General features: G+C 68.0%; 9 protein-coding genes. All 9 read left to right on the top strand.

The window, feature by feature from the left end; translation table 11 throughout:
* Nucleotides 1-114: 114 nt before the first annotated feature.
* The 9 genes from KA248_03085 (at nt 115) to KA248_03045 (ending at nt 15,153) form a co-directional block, all read left to right on the top strand.
* Nucleotides 115-564, top strand: a complete 450-nt coding sequence (locus KA248_03085; GenBank protein MBP7828884.1) for a prepilin-type N-terminal cleavage/methylation domain-containing protein — start codon at nt 115-117, stop codon at nt 562-564.
* The gene (locus tag KA248_03080; GenBank protein ID MBP7828883.1) at nt 561-2,654 is read left to right on the top strand and encodes a hypothetical protein; all 2,094 of its coding nucleotides are present in this window, start codon (nt 561-563) and stop codon (nt 2,652-2,654) included. Before KA248_03085 ends, KA248_03080 begins: the two co-directional genes overlap by 4 nt.
* Before the next feature lie 10 nt (nt 2,655-2,664).
* Nucleotides 2,665-3,828: a hypothetical protein gene (locus tag KA248_03075; protein ID MBP7828882.1), complete on the top strand. Its 1,164-nt coding sequence runs from the start codon at nt 2,665-2,667 to the stop codon at nt 3,826-3,828.
* 90 nt (nt 3,829-3,918) lie between these two features.
* Nucleotides 3,919-4,938, top strand: a complete 1,020-nt coding sequence (locus tag KA248_03070; protein ID MBP7828881.1) for a hypothetical protein — start codon at nt 3,919-3,921, stop codon at nt 4,936-4,938.
* Nucleotides 4,935-5,612 (top strand): hypothetical protein, encoded by a 678-nt coding sequence (locus KA248_03065; GenBank protein MBP7828880.1) that lies wholly within the window; start codon nt 4,935-4,937, stop codon nt 5,610-5,612. The genes KA248_03070 and KA248_03065 overlap by 4 nt, the downstream gene beginning before the upstream one ends.
* Nucleotides 5,613-5,614: 2 nt before the next feature.
* Nucleotides 5,615-6,259: a hypothetical protein gene (locus tag KA248_03060; protein ID MBP7828879.1), complete on the top strand. Its 645-nt coding sequence runs from the start codon at nt 5,615-5,617 to the stop codon at nt 6,257-6,259.
* Between the two features lie 54 nt (nt 6,260-6,313).
* Nucleotides 6,314-7,216: a hypothetical protein gene (locus KA248_03055; GenBank protein ID MBP7828878.1), complete on the top strand. Its 903-nt coding sequence runs from the start codon at nt 6,314-6,316 to the stop codon at nt 7,214-7,216.
* A 10-nt stretch (nt 7,217-7,226) separates the two neighbouring features.
* Nucleotides 7,227-13,295, top strand: a complete 6,069-nt coding sequence (locus KA248_03050; GenBank protein MBP7828877.1) for a hypothetical protein — start codon at nt 7,227-7,229, stop codon at nt 13,293-13,295.
* Nucleotides 13,296-13,365: 70 nt separating this feature from the next.
* On the top strand, nt 13,366-15,153 hold the full coding sequence (locus KA248_03045) for a hypothetical protein (GenBank protein ID MBP7828876.1): 1,788 nt from the start codon (nt 13,366-13,368) through the stop codon (nt 15,151-15,153).
* The last annotated feature ends 186 nt before the right edge of the window (nt 15,154-15,339 follow it).

Genomic DNA, 15,339 nt, shown 5'->3' with positions numbered 1-15,339 from the left:
AAGGGGACAGAGAGCTTCTCTTTTCCGGCCGAATATTGAGCCCTGCCGGTGAAAGGTATGAATTCTGCTGTAAGTGAGATGGCGGTGTGTCGGGTATCGGATGGAAGTGAAAGGGTGGCGATGATCGCACAGGGCACAACGGGTGGGCGGACAAAAAGCGCGGGGTTCACGCTGGTCGAGGTGATGATCGCGGTCGTGCTGGTGCTGCTGGCCCTGGGCGGGTCGTACATGCTGATTGTGCATGCGGCGCGGGTGAGCCGGGCGGGGCGGGACCACTACGTGGCGGTGAACCTGGCGAAGAACCACCTTGAGCGGGCGCGCAACTACCGGTACGCGGACCTGTACCTGCTGGCGGAGGACAACCTGGTGATGAACGAGAACGGCGGGCCGGACAACCGGGGTCGGTTCCGGCGCACCACGGCCGTGAACGACGATCACTCGCCGGGCATGACGGAGATCACGGTGACGGTGCATATCCGCAACCGGCGGACGGGCGAGTTCGGCGACGAGAAGGAGTCGATGTCCTCCCTGTTCACGGAGTACCTGACACCGGAGATCGAATGAGCCCCCGGGAATCCAGAGGCGGTTTTTCGCTCACGGAGATTCTGGTCGCCGTGCTGATCCTGGCGCTGACCATGGCGGGCGTCATCGCGGGCTGGCTCTACGTGGTGCGGGGGGAGCGGATGAACTCGATCCAGCACGAGTTGGACATGGACGTGCGCAAGTCCCTTGAACGGTTGAAAGCGGAACTGCGCCTCTCGACGATGGACGAGATCTACTTCCACCCGGCGGGCGTGGGGCCCTACCAGGCCATCAGCTTCCCGATGGCCCGGGACGACAACGGGGACGGGCTGGTCGAACTGGACGAGGACGACCGCGTCATCTGGGACCAGACCGTGGTTTACCACGTGTGGCAGAGCACGCCGCACCAGTTGCGGCGGACGGTGTTCGACCCGCGGAACAACGAGCTGACGCCGGCCCAGCGGCAGGAGCAACTGGACGCCGTGGTCAGCGCGGGCAACGGCTCCGGGACTCATAACGGCGGGCACGCGTCGACGACCGTCCTGTTCGAGAACCTGTTTACGTGGCAGATCCTCGGCAAGGGGGCGGTGTTCGACGCCTACCACCCGACGCTGAACCGCATGGTCGGCGTGAACCTCGGCTCCTTCCTGCTGTCGCCCGGGGCGCACTCGTTCCAGTTCTCGGTCATCGGCAAGAACCCGTCGAGCGGCGGGCACAAGATCGGGCTGGACTCCCTGATCGTCTCGCCCAGCGGGCTGGAGCGCGAGGCCGAGGCCCAGACGGTTTCCGCGCAATCCGGCGCGACGGCTTCCGCGGACTATCGCTCGGCGGGGGGGTGGAGCGGCAATTACCAACTCCTGTTCCCGGCGTCGGCCGCGGGGAGTTCCCTCACGCTCGCGATGGAGAACGACCGGTGGGAGGAGACGAATTTCCGGGGCACGGGCTCGCTCTGCGACAACACGATCGTCGTGTTCGACGACTCGTACAGTCCGAAGGACTTCGTGGCGCGGCTGCAACCGCCCAACACCACGTGGCTGGCCCAGGACCAGACGCTGGATCTCGAGAGCGGGTCGACGACGAACCAGTTCCTCAAGGGCTGCGCGGTGCGGGTGCTGGTCCGGGGCGGCAGCCAGCCGGACGGCGGCGCGATCCAGAACAGCGGCCCCTTCAACTTCGCCCTGTTCTATGCCGCCGCGCAGACCCGCCTGCACATCACGAAGGCGTACATCGCGGAGGCCGCCGATCCCTTCTCCTACACGCCGGACATCCTGCCGGAGACCAGCCGGCAGCTGTTCTTCAGCGGCAATGAGCAGGTGAACATCCCGGAGGGCTCGTACGCCATCGGCTTCCTGGGCTCCGGCCAGTCGCTGGAGATCCGGAACGACCGGAGCTACCTCGTCAGCTTCCAGGTCATCGATGCGGAGTCCGGCTACACGGACGCCCGCGCCTGGACGGAGTTGCACCCGGCCACCGAGACCAACCCGGCGCCGCCGGGCAGCTACGTCCTGCGGGGCGGGACCAACCTTCCGTCCGACGTGCTCACCCAGGTCTCGTGGGCCGGGTACCCGGGGTTCGAGACGCACGAAAAGCTGTACTCGCTGGAGCGCATCTACGTGCTGGCCCCGAGCAACGGCACGTTCACGTCGCAGATCGCGGACACGAAGCTGGCGGCCCCGGTATACCAGACCATGACCTGGAACTCCGTCAAGCCCTCGGGCACGTCGCTGGGGCTGAAGATCCGCACCGGCCACCAGCCCGACCTCTCGGACGCGGCGGCGTTCAGCAACCTGACCGCGATGACCTCGGGCGGCGCCATCAATCCCGGGAACAAGCGCTACGTGCAGTTCCAGGCCGTGATGACCCCCGGCTACGGCGGCTGGTACGTGCCCAGCCTGAAGGACGTGACGATCAAGTGGACGGGCGAGAACCGGCTGGCGGACATCGGCGGCGCGATGACCGTCGGCCCGGACTACGGGATATGGGAGTTGAAGATCGACGGCCAGGTGCTGACCAAGGGCGTGACGGTCAACCTGACGATTTTCAGGGACCTGATGTCCATCGGCGGCGGCGGCAGCAACCGGTTGACCTCGGCGTCCGCGATCGAAGTGGAACCGCGAAACACAGGAAAGTAGGAGGTGTAACATGAAGGCGACGTACAGGACGGAAGCGGGAAAGCAGGGCGCGGCCCTGGTGACGATGATGATCGTGCTGTTGTTGGTGTGCCTGGCCAGCGCGGCGCTGGTCGCGTTCGCCACGCAGCAGAGCCACGCGGCGGGCCGGATCCGGGACTACATGAAGGCCCAGGCCTACGCCGAGGCGGGCATCAACGAGGCGTACAACACCATCAAGACCAACTTCTCCCTGGCCTCGAACGCGGGGTTGTTCCCCGCGACCGATTTCGAGGACGGGGGGTACGACGTGACGGTCACGACGGTGGGAGACGACCAGGCCAGCCTGGTGTCGGTGGGCACGTGCGGCGACGCCACCATCACGGTCAAGGCGGACGTGAAGAACTTCGGCCGGGGCACGGCAGGAAGCGAGCCCCAACCGACCGACCCGTACGCCTACACGTGGCTGGTCAACGGGGAGATGCGGATGAACGGGACGAGCGAGTTCGTCGGGTACCTGCACGCGAACAATAACATCGACGTCAACGGGACCAGCGACTGGGGCACCCCCACCGGCGAGGTGTACGCCTCGGCCAGCGTGGACGTCCGATTCAGCGGCCCCTGCACCCTGTACGGCGAGATCCGGTCCCCGGCGATCGACGGCAGCTTCTCGCCGGGCTCGGCCATCGAGACCGCCTCGCCGCTGGTGCCGATCCCGGAGTTGGACCTGACCGCGTTCTACAACATCGCCCTCGCCAACGGGCAGGTCGTGGGCTCGCAGACCATCAGCTCCGACACGATCTGGACCATCCCGGGCGGCGTGAAGTGGGTGAACGGGAACCTGACGGTCAAGAGCAACCGGAAGCTGACGTGGACGGGCTGCATCATCGCGACCGGGTCGATCGACTTCAAGGGGCAACTGCACGCGACGCAGTACCTGGACTATCCGACGATCGTCAGCCGCGACAGCAGCATCACCGTGAGCGGATCGCACACGTTCAACGGCCTGATGTACTCCGGCGGCGACATCACGTTCAACGGGGCCGGGACCTGCCGGGGCACGATCCTCTGCGGCGGGAATCTCCGCTTCAACGGATCCGGGGCCCGGTTCTCCTACGTTTACTGCGGGCCCGGGGCCGGCGGCGGCCAGCAGGCGGAGGAAGCCGATCGCGTCGTGATCACGGCCTGGCAGAAATAGGCCCCGTCCTGCGGGCACGCGGCTTGTCCCCGGCGGCGGGGCGGTGTAAACTCTGAACGAATACCCCCCTTGGGGGGAGATGGGATTTTCATGTTTTCGTTCAAGCGAGCGGATGCCGACCGGCCGCGCAAGAGCCCGTCCGACCTCGTGGGTCTGGATTTCGGGACCTCGGGGATCAAGGCCGTCCGGATGCGGCGGAACAAGGAGGGCGTGACGGTCCTGAAGGCGGACCTCCTGCCGCCGCTGGCGCCCGCCGGGGCCGGCCCGGAGCGCCCTCCCCTGCCCCGCGGCCTGCTGACGCACTACACGGCGCTGGCCGTATCGGGCGCCCGCTCGTCGGTGCGCATCCTCGGCATCCCGGGCCGTTTCGAAACGGGGGCCGCCCGGGACCTCCAGGTGCGCGAGCACGCGGGCGCCGCGGAGGGCCAGCGGCTGGGCTACGCGATCATCACGCCGCCGAAGCTGCGCAACGAGACCCGGCTGCTGGCGGTGACCCTGCCGGAGGAGGAGGCCCGGGCCCTGTTGGACCTCTTTGCCGTCGGCCCGCCCGCCCCGGTCTCCCTCGAGGTGTCGGGGCTCGCGGCGATCACGGCCTTCCTGCGCGGCCCCGGCCGCGCCCACGAGCAGGGCACGGTCGGCGTGGTCGAATCCGGGGACCGGCTGACCGTGATGGCCCTGCTGCACAAGAACCTTCCCGTCCTGGTCCGGAAGTTCGACCTGGGCATGCAGACGGTGCGGGAGCGGGTACAGCAGCGGCTCGGGGTGGACGCGGAGACGGCGAAGGGCATCCTCGCGGACGGTTCGTTCGACATCTCCCAGACGCTGCACGAGGTGGTGGACCCCTTCCTGCGCCAGCTTTCGCTCTCCAAGGAGTTCATCGAGCGGCGCGAGGAGTGCCGCCTGGAAAAACTCTACGTGTCCGGCGGCATGAGCCTCTCCCGGTTCTGGGTGAACGACCTGAAGGCGGCCGCCGGGGTGGACGTGGAGCGGTGGAACCCGTTCGACGGGCTGACGGTGGCCCCGGAGGCGTTCCCCGCGGCGCTCGAGGGGCAGCAGACCCGGTTCGCCGCGGCGGCCGGGGCCTGTCTGGGGGCCTGGGAATCGCCATGACGGCGCGCATCAATCTTCTCCAAACCACGGAGTACCGGCGGCAGGGGCTGGTGAGCACGGCGTTCACCATCCGCGTCTCGATCGTCACGGTGCTCGTCTTCTCGGGCCTCTTCGGGGTCCTGGCGCTGCTCCGGCACCGGAACGAGCGGCAGATGCTCTTCGCGGCGCAGGAGCTCTGGAGGGTGCGCGAGCCGTTGTACCGCAAGACCCTGGACATGAAGCAGGACCTGGCCACGAAGCGGAAGCTGGACCAGGAGTTGGGCGGATGGCAGGCCTCGCGGATCGCCTGGACCGGCCCGCTGGAGGAACTCCGGCTCATCGCCGCGCCCACGCTGCAGTTCCGCCGGCTCAACATCCGGGGCGAGATGGACATCCGCGTCCCCAAGACCAAGGCGCCGAAGGCCGGCGAGGGCAAGCCGGCGGGCGGGGCCGCCCCCGCGCCGGCCGGGACGCCCGCCCGGCGCTTCTTCCTCCTGGTCGAGGGGCGCGCGGTGGGAGACAAGGCCGAGGACAGCGTGCTGCAATTCGACGCCGCCCTCCGGCGGGCCGCGGCGTTCCGCGGCCTGCTGGAGTCCGTGCGCCTGCAGAAGCTGGAAAGCGAGGAGGCCGGGAAGGGGCCGGCGGGCCAGGCCTTCGCCATCGAGGCGGCCACCCCCCGCCGGGAGATGCCGTAGCCATGGCCACGCTGAAGAAAGAACAGATGCAGTTGTTGCTGCTGATCGGCATCTGGATCGTCGGCGGCCTGATCGCGCTCTACGTCTGGGTGCTCGGCCCGGCCCTGCGGACCCGGAGCCGGAGCACGGGCGAACTGGAGCAGTTGAACGAGAACATCCAGAAGGCCAAGCTGGCCATGCAGGGGGAGTCGAAGCTCCGGAAGGAATACGACGAGGCCATCGCCGGGATCCGGCGCGCCATGGAGCAGCACATCGTGCCTCCCGACAGCCCGCTCTCCTGGGTGACGGAAAAGATCTATGCCGCCGCGCGCAGCGTCGGGGTGGAGGTGCGCGGCGTGACCCCCGTGCGGATGCCGGACAGCGCGTGGGACGGGCTGGTCAAGGCCGGGCGGTTCGTCCGCCCCTACGCCGTGCAGATCAGCCTGGAATGCAGCTACGCGAAACTGCTGGCGCTGGCGGAAGCCTTTGAGGCGAGCAACCCCTACCTGTGCATCACCGGCGTCAACGTCCAGGGGCAGGACCAGGACGTGACCCGGCACCAGGCGATGCTGCAGGTCGAGTGGCCGATGTGGGGCCGGGCGCTGGGGATCGAGCTGCCGGAGGCAGAAGAAACGCCGGCGAAACCCGGGGCGGAGGACCGCGGATGACGCGGATATTTGCAAACGGCGGCGGATGGAGCGGGATTCAACAGAGGTGAGCCCATGAAGACGAAGCACACGACGTGGCGGCGGTATTTCCTTTTCGCGATGGCGGCCCTCGCGATCGTGGCGGGGCCGGGCTGCGAGACCGACGACCACGTCGACAGCAGCCGGGTCGGCGACTACTTCGAAGACAACCCGTACACCTCGCTGGCGCGGCCCGAGGCCGACCGCTACCTGCGGATCACGCCGGCGGAGGCCGAGGTGACGTTCATCGGCCAGACGGTGCGGTTCCAGGTGGACGGCGGCACCCCGCCCTTCGATTGGACCGTCGCGCTGCCGGCGGTGGGGTCCATCGGCTCCCCGCGGGAGAACGAGGCGATCTACACCGCGAGCGCGGTTGAGCCCAACAACGTGCTGGTCTTCGACGCCTCGGGCCGGTCGGGCGTCGCCGCGATCAACGGCGGCCTGGAGCCGGACACGCTGACGGTCAGCGCCGATCCCGACACGCTGCTCCTGGACGGCGGCCGCGCCGTGGTCAACGTCACCGGCGGCGTGGCGCCCTACCGCTGGAGCGTGCAGAGCGGCGCGCTGGGCTACCTGGACCGGACGAGCGGGGAGAGCGTGGTCTACACGCGCTCGTCGGCCGGCGACAACTCCGTGCGCGTGACGGACAGCCAGGGCAGCACGGGGGCCGTGGTCATCCAGCAGCCGTCCGCGACCGGCGGCCCGCTGGCGGCGTCCGCCAGCCCCTCGGTCCTCAACAACAACGGCGACCGCGCGACGCTCACCGCGACCGGCGGCCTGCCGCCATACCGGTGGTATTTGCAGGACGCCGCGCTGGGCAGCCTGGACACCGACGGCGGGGCCAGCGTGACCTACACGCGCAACCGCCCCGGCGATAACTCCGTGCGCGTGACCGACGCCAACGACGACACCGTGACCGTGGTGATTCAGCAGCCGTAAGGAGAACGCCATGAAAGCGCGACGCATGCTGCGCGCGGGCCTAGTGGGGATGCTCTTCCTCGCCGGCGCCGCGCAGGGGCAGATCCTGTTCCCGACCAGCGGCAACGTGACCGCCGGGGACACGTTCCCGTTCCTGGTCACCAACCTGAACGAGGACACGAACGATCCGCCGACCAAGATCTACCTGTTCTCCGAGGATCCGGACCGCCTGGCGGTGCCCTCCGACCCGATCACCCAGATCACGCTCTACGACCCGGCCACCTCCAACTTCTATTACCGCTCCTGGCTGGACGGGGCCGAGGGGATTATCGCCGCGGGGTTGAAGCAGGTGGACGGGCTGTTCTCCCCCATCCGCGTGCACTTCGTCGGCGTGCAGTACGGCATCGTGTGGTCGGACTACGCGGACATCACCGTGGTCCACCCGACGTTCTCCTATAATCCCGCCGCCCCGGCGCTGCGGGTCGGCGACACCGTGCCGCTGGTCATCCGGCGGACGATCGACGCCCACGCGACGCTGGACTTCCAGGTCCAGAGCGCCCGGCCCGCGGTGCTCGGGCTGGGCACCAACGCGTTCGGGCTGCAGACCAACGCCAGCCTCAACCTGCGGTTCGGGGTGTTCGAGCTCTCGCGGACCATCTATGTCTCCGGCCTGGCCATGGCGCTGGAGGCCGGCTCGACCAACGTGACCATCACCGCGCGCGTCGGCAGCTACGCGACGAACGTGGCCTGCCTCGTCAGCACCAACGCGGGGCTGATCCTCTCGCCCGCGTCGCCGGCCGTGGCCGCGGGCGACGCCCTGGCCATGACCGTCACGCGGGGCTCGGTCACCAATGTCTCCGCGCTGACGGTGACGCTGACCAGCGACGACCCGGCCGTCGTCGGCGTCCCGACGAACGTCGTCATTCCCCAGGGCGCCCAGAGCGCCGTGTTCTCCGCGAAGGGACTGAAGCCGGGCTCCTCCTTCGTCCGCGCCACGGCGGTGGGCGTCGAGCCCGGCCCGGACAGCGCCCGGCAGGTTAACGTCGGCAACCCGATCCTGGCCTTCGATCCCGACCCCGCCGTCGTGCCCGACGGCGAGTTGCGGGTCATCACGGTCCGGCGGCCGGCGGTCGAGGCCGGCGGCGAGCTGACGGTGAACCTCGTCAACAACGCGCCGACGCTGTTCGAATTGTCGGTCACGAACGTCACCATCCCGGCGGGCTATGCCTCCACCACGTTCGCCCTCCTCGGGCTGTCCCAGGGGAGCGGCACCCTGTCCGCGCGATCCGGCGGCTACCAGACCAACCTGGCCGTCACGATTTCGGCCGCGACGAACGACGACGATCCCGACGGCGACGGGATCCCGACGGCTTGGGAACTGGTCCTGGGCTCCGACCCGTACGACGCCTACTCGCTCGACCCCGGGCTCACCCTGAACGACGGCGAGTGGGATTCCGATGGCGAGGGGTTGAGCAACTACGAGGAAATCATCATTTACGGCACGGACCCGCTGCGGCGCGACACGGACGACGACGGGGTGGACGACCGGACCGAGGTCCGCGACGACATCACCAGCGCGCTGCACCCGATGAGCAGCCGGCTGTACCGCGAGCGGAGCCTGGACCTCGGGGCGGTGCCGGCCGGCGGGATCACGCTGCCCGACCCCTCGCGCTTCTACGTCCGGACGAACGGGTGGACGGTGGAAAGCTGGGTGCGGCCGCAGGGCGACGGCGGCGGGCGGATCTTCAGCCTGGAGGGCGCGGGGGCCGGGCAGAGCTTCTGGGTCGGCCTGGAGGACTTCCGGCCAAAGGCGGAGATCCTCTCCGGGGCCAGCGTGATCGCCTCGGCGGGCGGGATCGGCCCGGAGGGCTCGATCCAGCGGCTGCCGACGAACGAGTGGTCGCACGTGGCATGGGTCTGGGGCCCGCAGGACAACAGCCTGAAGATCTACATCAACGGCGTGCTGCTCATCGCCCAGGAGACGCTCGTGGCGCCGGACTTCGCGGCCGGGACCGGCGTGCTGGCGCGGGCGTTCACGGAGGGCCACCTCGACGACGTGCGGTTCTGGAACTACGACCGGAGCTGGGAGGAAGTGGATTACTGGAACAACCGCTTCTATCCCTCGCCCGGCGGCTACGTCCGCCTGCCGACCTACGGGCAATCCCTGCGGATGTACTACCGCTTCGACGACGGCGGCTCGAACACCGTGGACTTCGCCTTCCTGAACCGGGAAGAGTATTTCCTGCCGGAAACGGAGACGATGGTCGTCACCAACCCGTCGGTGGCGTTGCTGGGCCGGGACGACGAGGACGGCGACCTGCTGCCCGAGTGGTGGGTCACGATGCACAACCTGGACCAGTATCCCGAGTTCGAGTACGGGCCGCAGTTCGAGTACATCGAGGTGCCGGGCAACTGGGCGCGCATTTCGTATTTCCGGACGTTCCGGGCGTACACCTCGATCGGCAACACGGTGGGCTGGGCCCAGGAATCGGACAACCTCTTCCACGAACCGAAGGACCAGGGGTTAGGACACGACGGGCGCCACTCCGCGTTCACGAAGTACGTGTACCTCTACAGCACGCCGAAAAGCGCCACGCTGGAGGTCTTCACGCCCGGCATGGAATCCACCCTCGTCTACGTCAACGGGGAGCTCCTGACGACGACCAACGACACGGCGAACACGGAGCAGAGCCTGGACGTCGCAAGCCGGCTGAAGATCGGGCGCAACATGATCTTCGTCCGGTGCGTCAGCAGCTTCGACACCTGGCTCGATGAAGCCCGGACCCAGCCCGTCGCGGTCACGGATCCGCCGGTGCAGTACGAACGGGCGCTGGGCAAGTTCGATGCCCGGCTCACGGTGGACGGCATCGAGCACATCGTTCGCGGCGACACGAGCCGGAACGACCCGCGCGCCGTCTGGTTCGCCCAGACCTGGTCCACGTTCTGGCAGATCATGTACGGCCACGACGCGACCCCGACCCGGCCCGACCAGGAGAACCGGTTCCTGCCGGGCAACCCGGACTACGGCCTGCCCTTCGACGCCGACACGGACGACTTCAACGCCTGGTACGAGTACCTGTGCGGCTCGAACCCGCGCGACGACGACTCGAACAACAACGGCATCCCGGACGGCCTGGAGGATTTCGACGGCGACGGGCTGGTCAACCGCGACGAGCAGGAGCGGGGCACGCACCCGCTGCTGGCGGACACGGATGACGACGCGCGCGTGGACGGCGCGGAGGTGGCGGTCGGCGAGGACCCGGCCAGCGCGCAGAGCCCGGCGATCTCACGGGCCCTGTCGTTCTCGACCAACGGCTCTGATTACGTGGAGATGCCCATGCAGCGGCGTTTCGCCCTGGACAGCTGGACGCTCGAAAGCTGGGTGCGGCCGGACCCCGCCGAGGCGGACGGCGGCATACTGGTTCAGCGGCTCGTCGGCCCGACCAACGGCGTCAACTACGAGCTGGGGCTCGGCGACGGCGTCACCGCGCCGGCCAACGTGCCCTACGTGCGGTACGTGTCCGTGGACGGCTTCACGGTGCAGGCGACGGGCAGCGTGGCGCTGGCCGGCGGCACCAACTGGACGCACGTGGCGGGCACCTACGACGGGTACCTGCGCGAACTTAAACTGTACATCAACGGCGCCTACACCAGCACCGCGCCCCAGGCGCTCCAATCCCCGGCCATCTACGCCGGCGGCCCGGTGCGGCAGCGCATCGGGCAGGGCCTGCATGGCGCCGTGGACGATGTCCGCATTTGGAACGTCGCCCGGACGGCGGCGGAGGTCGCGTCCGCGTACAACAAAGCCCTGCAGGGCAGCGAGGGGAACCTCGTCGCCTACTATCGAGCGGATGACAGCACGAGCTACCGGACCAACCCCCTGGTCGGAACCAGCGCCAACAACGGCACCAACGGGACCGTCAACGTGATGCCCTGGGCCTGGGGCCAGGTCCAGGATTACGTGCGCGGGTACTCCGGCGATTGGTGGGACAAGTGGACGCACGCCGCGACCCTGCGCGGCGGGACAGATTACACGGCCGACGGCGACGGCGCCCTGATCATTCCCCCGTCCCTCCGCGTCACCCTCCTTCCGCCGGCGGCCGTGGACGACGGCGCCCAGTGGGCCATCCAAGGCCTCGGTTCCTGGCGGGACAGCGGGATCACCCTGTACGAGGACCTTACGGAGGGGATCAGCACCATCCTGTTCAAGTCCATCGACGGATGGACCGCTCCATCCAATCGAACCGTGGCCCTTTCGAACGGCATCCTGACCTCCGTCACCGCCACGTATATCCAGAACGGCGCCCTCCGCGTGGAATTCAGCTTCGCCGACGAGGCCAACCACGGCGCGATATGGCCGACGACCAATGCCCAATGGAGGATCGGCAGCGGGGTCTGGCACGACGAGAATGAAACGGTGGATAACCTGACGCCGGGCGAGTACACGGTGCAGTTCCTGGACATCCCGGGCTGGGTTCCCCCGAGCCCCATCCAGGTCACTATTCTGCCCGGGGAGACGACATTGCTGCTGGGCCAGTACGTGCCGGCGGTCGGGTCGGTGCGCGTCTGGATCGAGCCGGAGATCGCGGCCACCAACTGGGGCGCCTGGCGGGTGGATTCCGGGGCCTGGAATCCCAGCGGGTACATCGAGCCCAACATCCCCGTCGGAGAGCACACGATCAGCTTTTCCACGAACAGTCCGCCTCTCTGGTACGCGCCGGGCAACCAGGTCGTGCAGATCACCACGAACCTCCTGACTCTCACGGGCCGGTACACCCAGGTCACGGGCATCTACGTCGAGTTCATCCCGACCCATGCCGTCGCGACGGGCGCCCTGTGGCGCGTGACGGGCGGGCCGTGGACCAACGCGGACATGGCCATCGAGTTCGCGCCGGGCGATTACACGGTGGAATTCATCGAAATCCCCTACTGGGCCGACCCGCCCGACGTCCCGACCGCCGTGACCAGCGGCTTCACGACGGTCATCCAGGCCTACTACTGGCCCATGCAGATCTACGGGCCGGCCGGCGAGACGAACGCGAGCCTGACGCTGTCGCTGACCCGCCCGCGCGGCCTGGCCTTCGACGCGCTCCGGCGGCTCTATATCGCCGACAGCGGGCAGGATCGGATCGTCGTCCTCGACACCCGGATCACCAACCTGCCCGCCGCGGTGAGCACGATCGGCGCCGCCGGCACGGGGTCGGGGCAGTTCAACCAGCCCTTCGGCGTCACCGTGGACCCGGCGACCAACGTCTACGTGGCGGACACGGGGAACAACCGCGTCCAGCGCCGGACCCCGGCCGGGGCCTGGACGGTCTGGGGCGGCACGTCGCCCGGCAGCGCCGTCGGCCAGTTCAACGCGCCGTACGACCTCGACGTGGACACCTTCACCAACCTGTATGTCACGGACCGGAGCAACTACCGGGTCCAGAAGCGCACGCCGGCCAACCTCTGGTCGGTCCTCGTCTCCAACGGGGTCGAGGACGCCTTCGTCCGGCTGGCCAAGGGCGTGACGGTCGGGGCCTCCAACTACATCGTGGTCTCGGACTACGACGCGGGGACGGCGTACACGCGGATCCAGGGCTTCACGACGAACGGGACATTCCTGGGCCGCATCGGCAGCAGCACGAACACCGAGGGCGGCCTGAACCGGGCCCAGCGCATGGCGTTCGGTCGCACCAACGACTTGTTCGTCGCGGACATGAACAACAACCGCATCGTGCGGCGCATCGATCCGGGGGCCTGGTCGACCGTGCTCGCCGGCAACATCGTGGACCATCCGGAAGGCGTCGCCTGGGACGACCGCGGGTACCTGTACATCGCCGACACGGGCCACGACCGCATCCTGCGCGTCGAGATCGGCCTGTCCACGAATATCCCCCCGGTCTTCATGCAGACCCTGCCCGGCCCGGGCGGCGTGACGATCAGTTGGATGGGCGCGATGGGCTGGTTCTACACCGCGCAGTACACGGATGATCTCATGAACTGGACCAACGTTAATACGGGGATCGGCCTGCCGGGCGTGGACTCCATGATGAGCTGCACGGACACCAACAACACCGGCTTGCCGTTGAGGATCTACCGGGTGGTGGCGTATTGAAACAAGGCGGGGCGCCACCTCCCTGCTTGAACGGGAGCCGAGTTTGAAGTACTTACGAAGGGACCGCACTATGAAGAAACGAATACTGGCGCAATGGATGATGACGTTCCTGCTGGCCGCGGCGGCGCGCCCGGCGGCGGCCCAGGAAGAAGCGCCGCCCCCCGAAACCCCGGCGGCCCCCGAGTCGCTCGCCGAGCAGGCGGCGCTGCCGGTCCCCGAGGCGCCGGCGGCCGAACCCGCCGCGACGGCCGCCGTCGAACTGGTGGAACTGGTGACCGAGCGGGAGACGCCGGGCGTGGAATCGACGAAGGGCGAGTTGATCACCATCACCCTCGACAACGTGCCGGTCCAGGATGCCATCCGCATGTTCACCCGCATCTCCGGGGCGAACATCGTCTCCGGCAAGGATATCAAGGGCAACGTCACCGTGAGCCTCAAGGACGTGGAGTGGGAGCCCGCCCTGCGCATCATCCTGGACAGCGTGAACCTGGCCCTGGTGGAAAAGAGCCCGGGCATCTACACGGTGCTGTCCAAGGCCGACCTGGCCCTCGAGCCGCTGACGATCGAGACCTACACCCTGCGCTACCAGACCATCAGCAACATCCTCCCCATCGTCCAGAAAATGCTCATCGCCAGCAACGCGTCGGCGGCCGGCGCCTCGGGCGTCAACACGCTGGTGGTGCGCGAAACCGCCGACCAGCTCGGTAAGATCCGCGAGGTCATCGGCAAGATCGACAAGCCCCGGCCCCAGGTCTTCATCGAGGCCAAGTTCATCGAGCTCAACGACCAGGCGATCAAGGACCTGGGCATCAACTGGCAGGCCCTGCAGGGTTACACCATCGGCGCCGGCGGCATGACCTGGACCCTGAACGATTCGCGCACCCGCACCAAGGACACCTTCACCGGGTACGCCGAAACGGAACGGCGGGCCCAGTCGGACCTGATGGGCCAACTGTACGACCAGTACGGCGTGTCCAGCCCCGCCGGCACGGAGATCGGGTCGGGCGAGGCCGGCTTCGTGAGCGTGCCGGAAGGCCTGGACAAGAAGGACGACTCGCTGGGCCTCGCGGGCCGGGGCACCATCGATGCCATCTCGCGGGCGCGGACCTACGACCAGTCCACCGTCGACCAGTACAACCGGACCCTCACCGACGTCCGCGCGGCGGTGCTGTCCGCCAGCGATTTCTCGCTGGTGTTGAGCGCCCTGAAGCAGAACAGCGGCGTCAGCATCATCTCGAATCCGAAGATCGTCGTCGCCAGCGGCGAGACGGCCTCCATCCTTGTCGGCAGCAAGCGGCCCAACGTGTCGGCGGTCCCGCTGCGATCGGATTCCGAGGGCATCGTCCAGTTCCTCTACCGCCTCGACGGCTACCTGCCCGTCGGCGTCCTGGTGGACGTGACGCCCATCGTCAACACGGAGAGCAACATCACCGTGCGCATCATCCCCGAACTCTCCCGCGCCCCGCGGTCGGAAGACGAGGTGATCCCCCAGACCGGCCAGCGCTTCCCGGTGATGACCATCAGCCGCGTGGACACCGAATTCAACGTCGAGAACAACCGGACGGTCGCCATCGGCGGCCTCTCCCTGACCGACGACGAGGAGAAGATCATCAAGGTGCCGGTGCTCGGCGACCTCCCGCTGATCGGCAAGTACCTCTTCACCCACACCAAGACCCAGAAGGTGCAAAACGAGATTGTCATCTTCGTCACGGTCGCCCTGGCCAACCCGGGCACGATCTATGAACGCTCGGGCATCCCCTCCGAGAGCCAGCTGATCCACCGCCACCTGACCGCCCGCGAGGCGCAACAGGTCGAAACGGGTAACGGGACGCAAAAGGCCAACGGGAAAAAGAAGTAGCCCCGGCACCGCCCCTGTCATTCCGAGCGCGGCGAGGAACTTCCTCCCCGCCGGGGCCTGTGTTCAAGAGATCCCTCGCTGCGCTCGGGATGATACCAAATCCGGGTGAATGCGGGTAGATTTCGGGCTCGCAGGAGCTCGCCCCTCCATGATTCCTGCCACTGGAGGGCGGAGCTCTGCGACGCC

The organism is Kiritimatiellia bacterium (genome assembly GCA_018001225.1).
GTDB lineage: Bacteria > Verrucomicrobiota > Kiritimatiellia > CAIQIC01 > JAGNIJ01 > JAGNIJ01.
This window is presented reverse-complemented; position numbering and strand designations above follow the sequence as displayed.

Coding starts and splice junctions, on each gene's coding strand:
- KA248_03050 (MBP7828877.1), top strand. CDS start 7,227: ATGAAAGCGCGACGCATGCTGCGCGCGGGCCTAGTGGGGATGCTCTTC.
- KA248_03070 (MBP7828881.1), top strand. CDS start 3,919: ATGTTTTCGTTCAAGCGAGCGGATGCCGACCGGCCGCGCAAGAGCCCG.
- KA248_03055 (MBP7828878.1), top strand. CDS start 6,314: ATGAAGACGAAGCACACGACGTGGCGGCGGTATTTCCTTTTCGCGATG.
- KA248_03060 (MBP7828879.1), top strand. CDS start 5,615: ATGGCCACGCTGAAGAAAGAACAGATGCAGTTGTTGCTGCTGATCGGC.
- KA248_03045 (MBP7828876.1), top strand. CDS start 13,366: ATGAAGAAACGAATACTGGCGCAATGGATGATGACGTTCCTGCTGGCC.
- KA248_03080 (MBP7828883.1), top strand. CDS start 561: ATGAGCCCCCGGGAATCCAGAGGCGGTTTTTCGCTCACGGAGATTCTG.
- KA248_03065 (MBP7828880.1), top strand. CDS start 4,935: ATGACGGCGCGCATCAATCTTCTCCAAACCACGGAGTACCGGCGGCAG.
- KA248_03075 (MBP7828882.1), top strand. CDS start 2,665: ATGAAGGCGACGTACAGGACGGAAGCGGGAAAGCAGGGCGCGGCCCTG.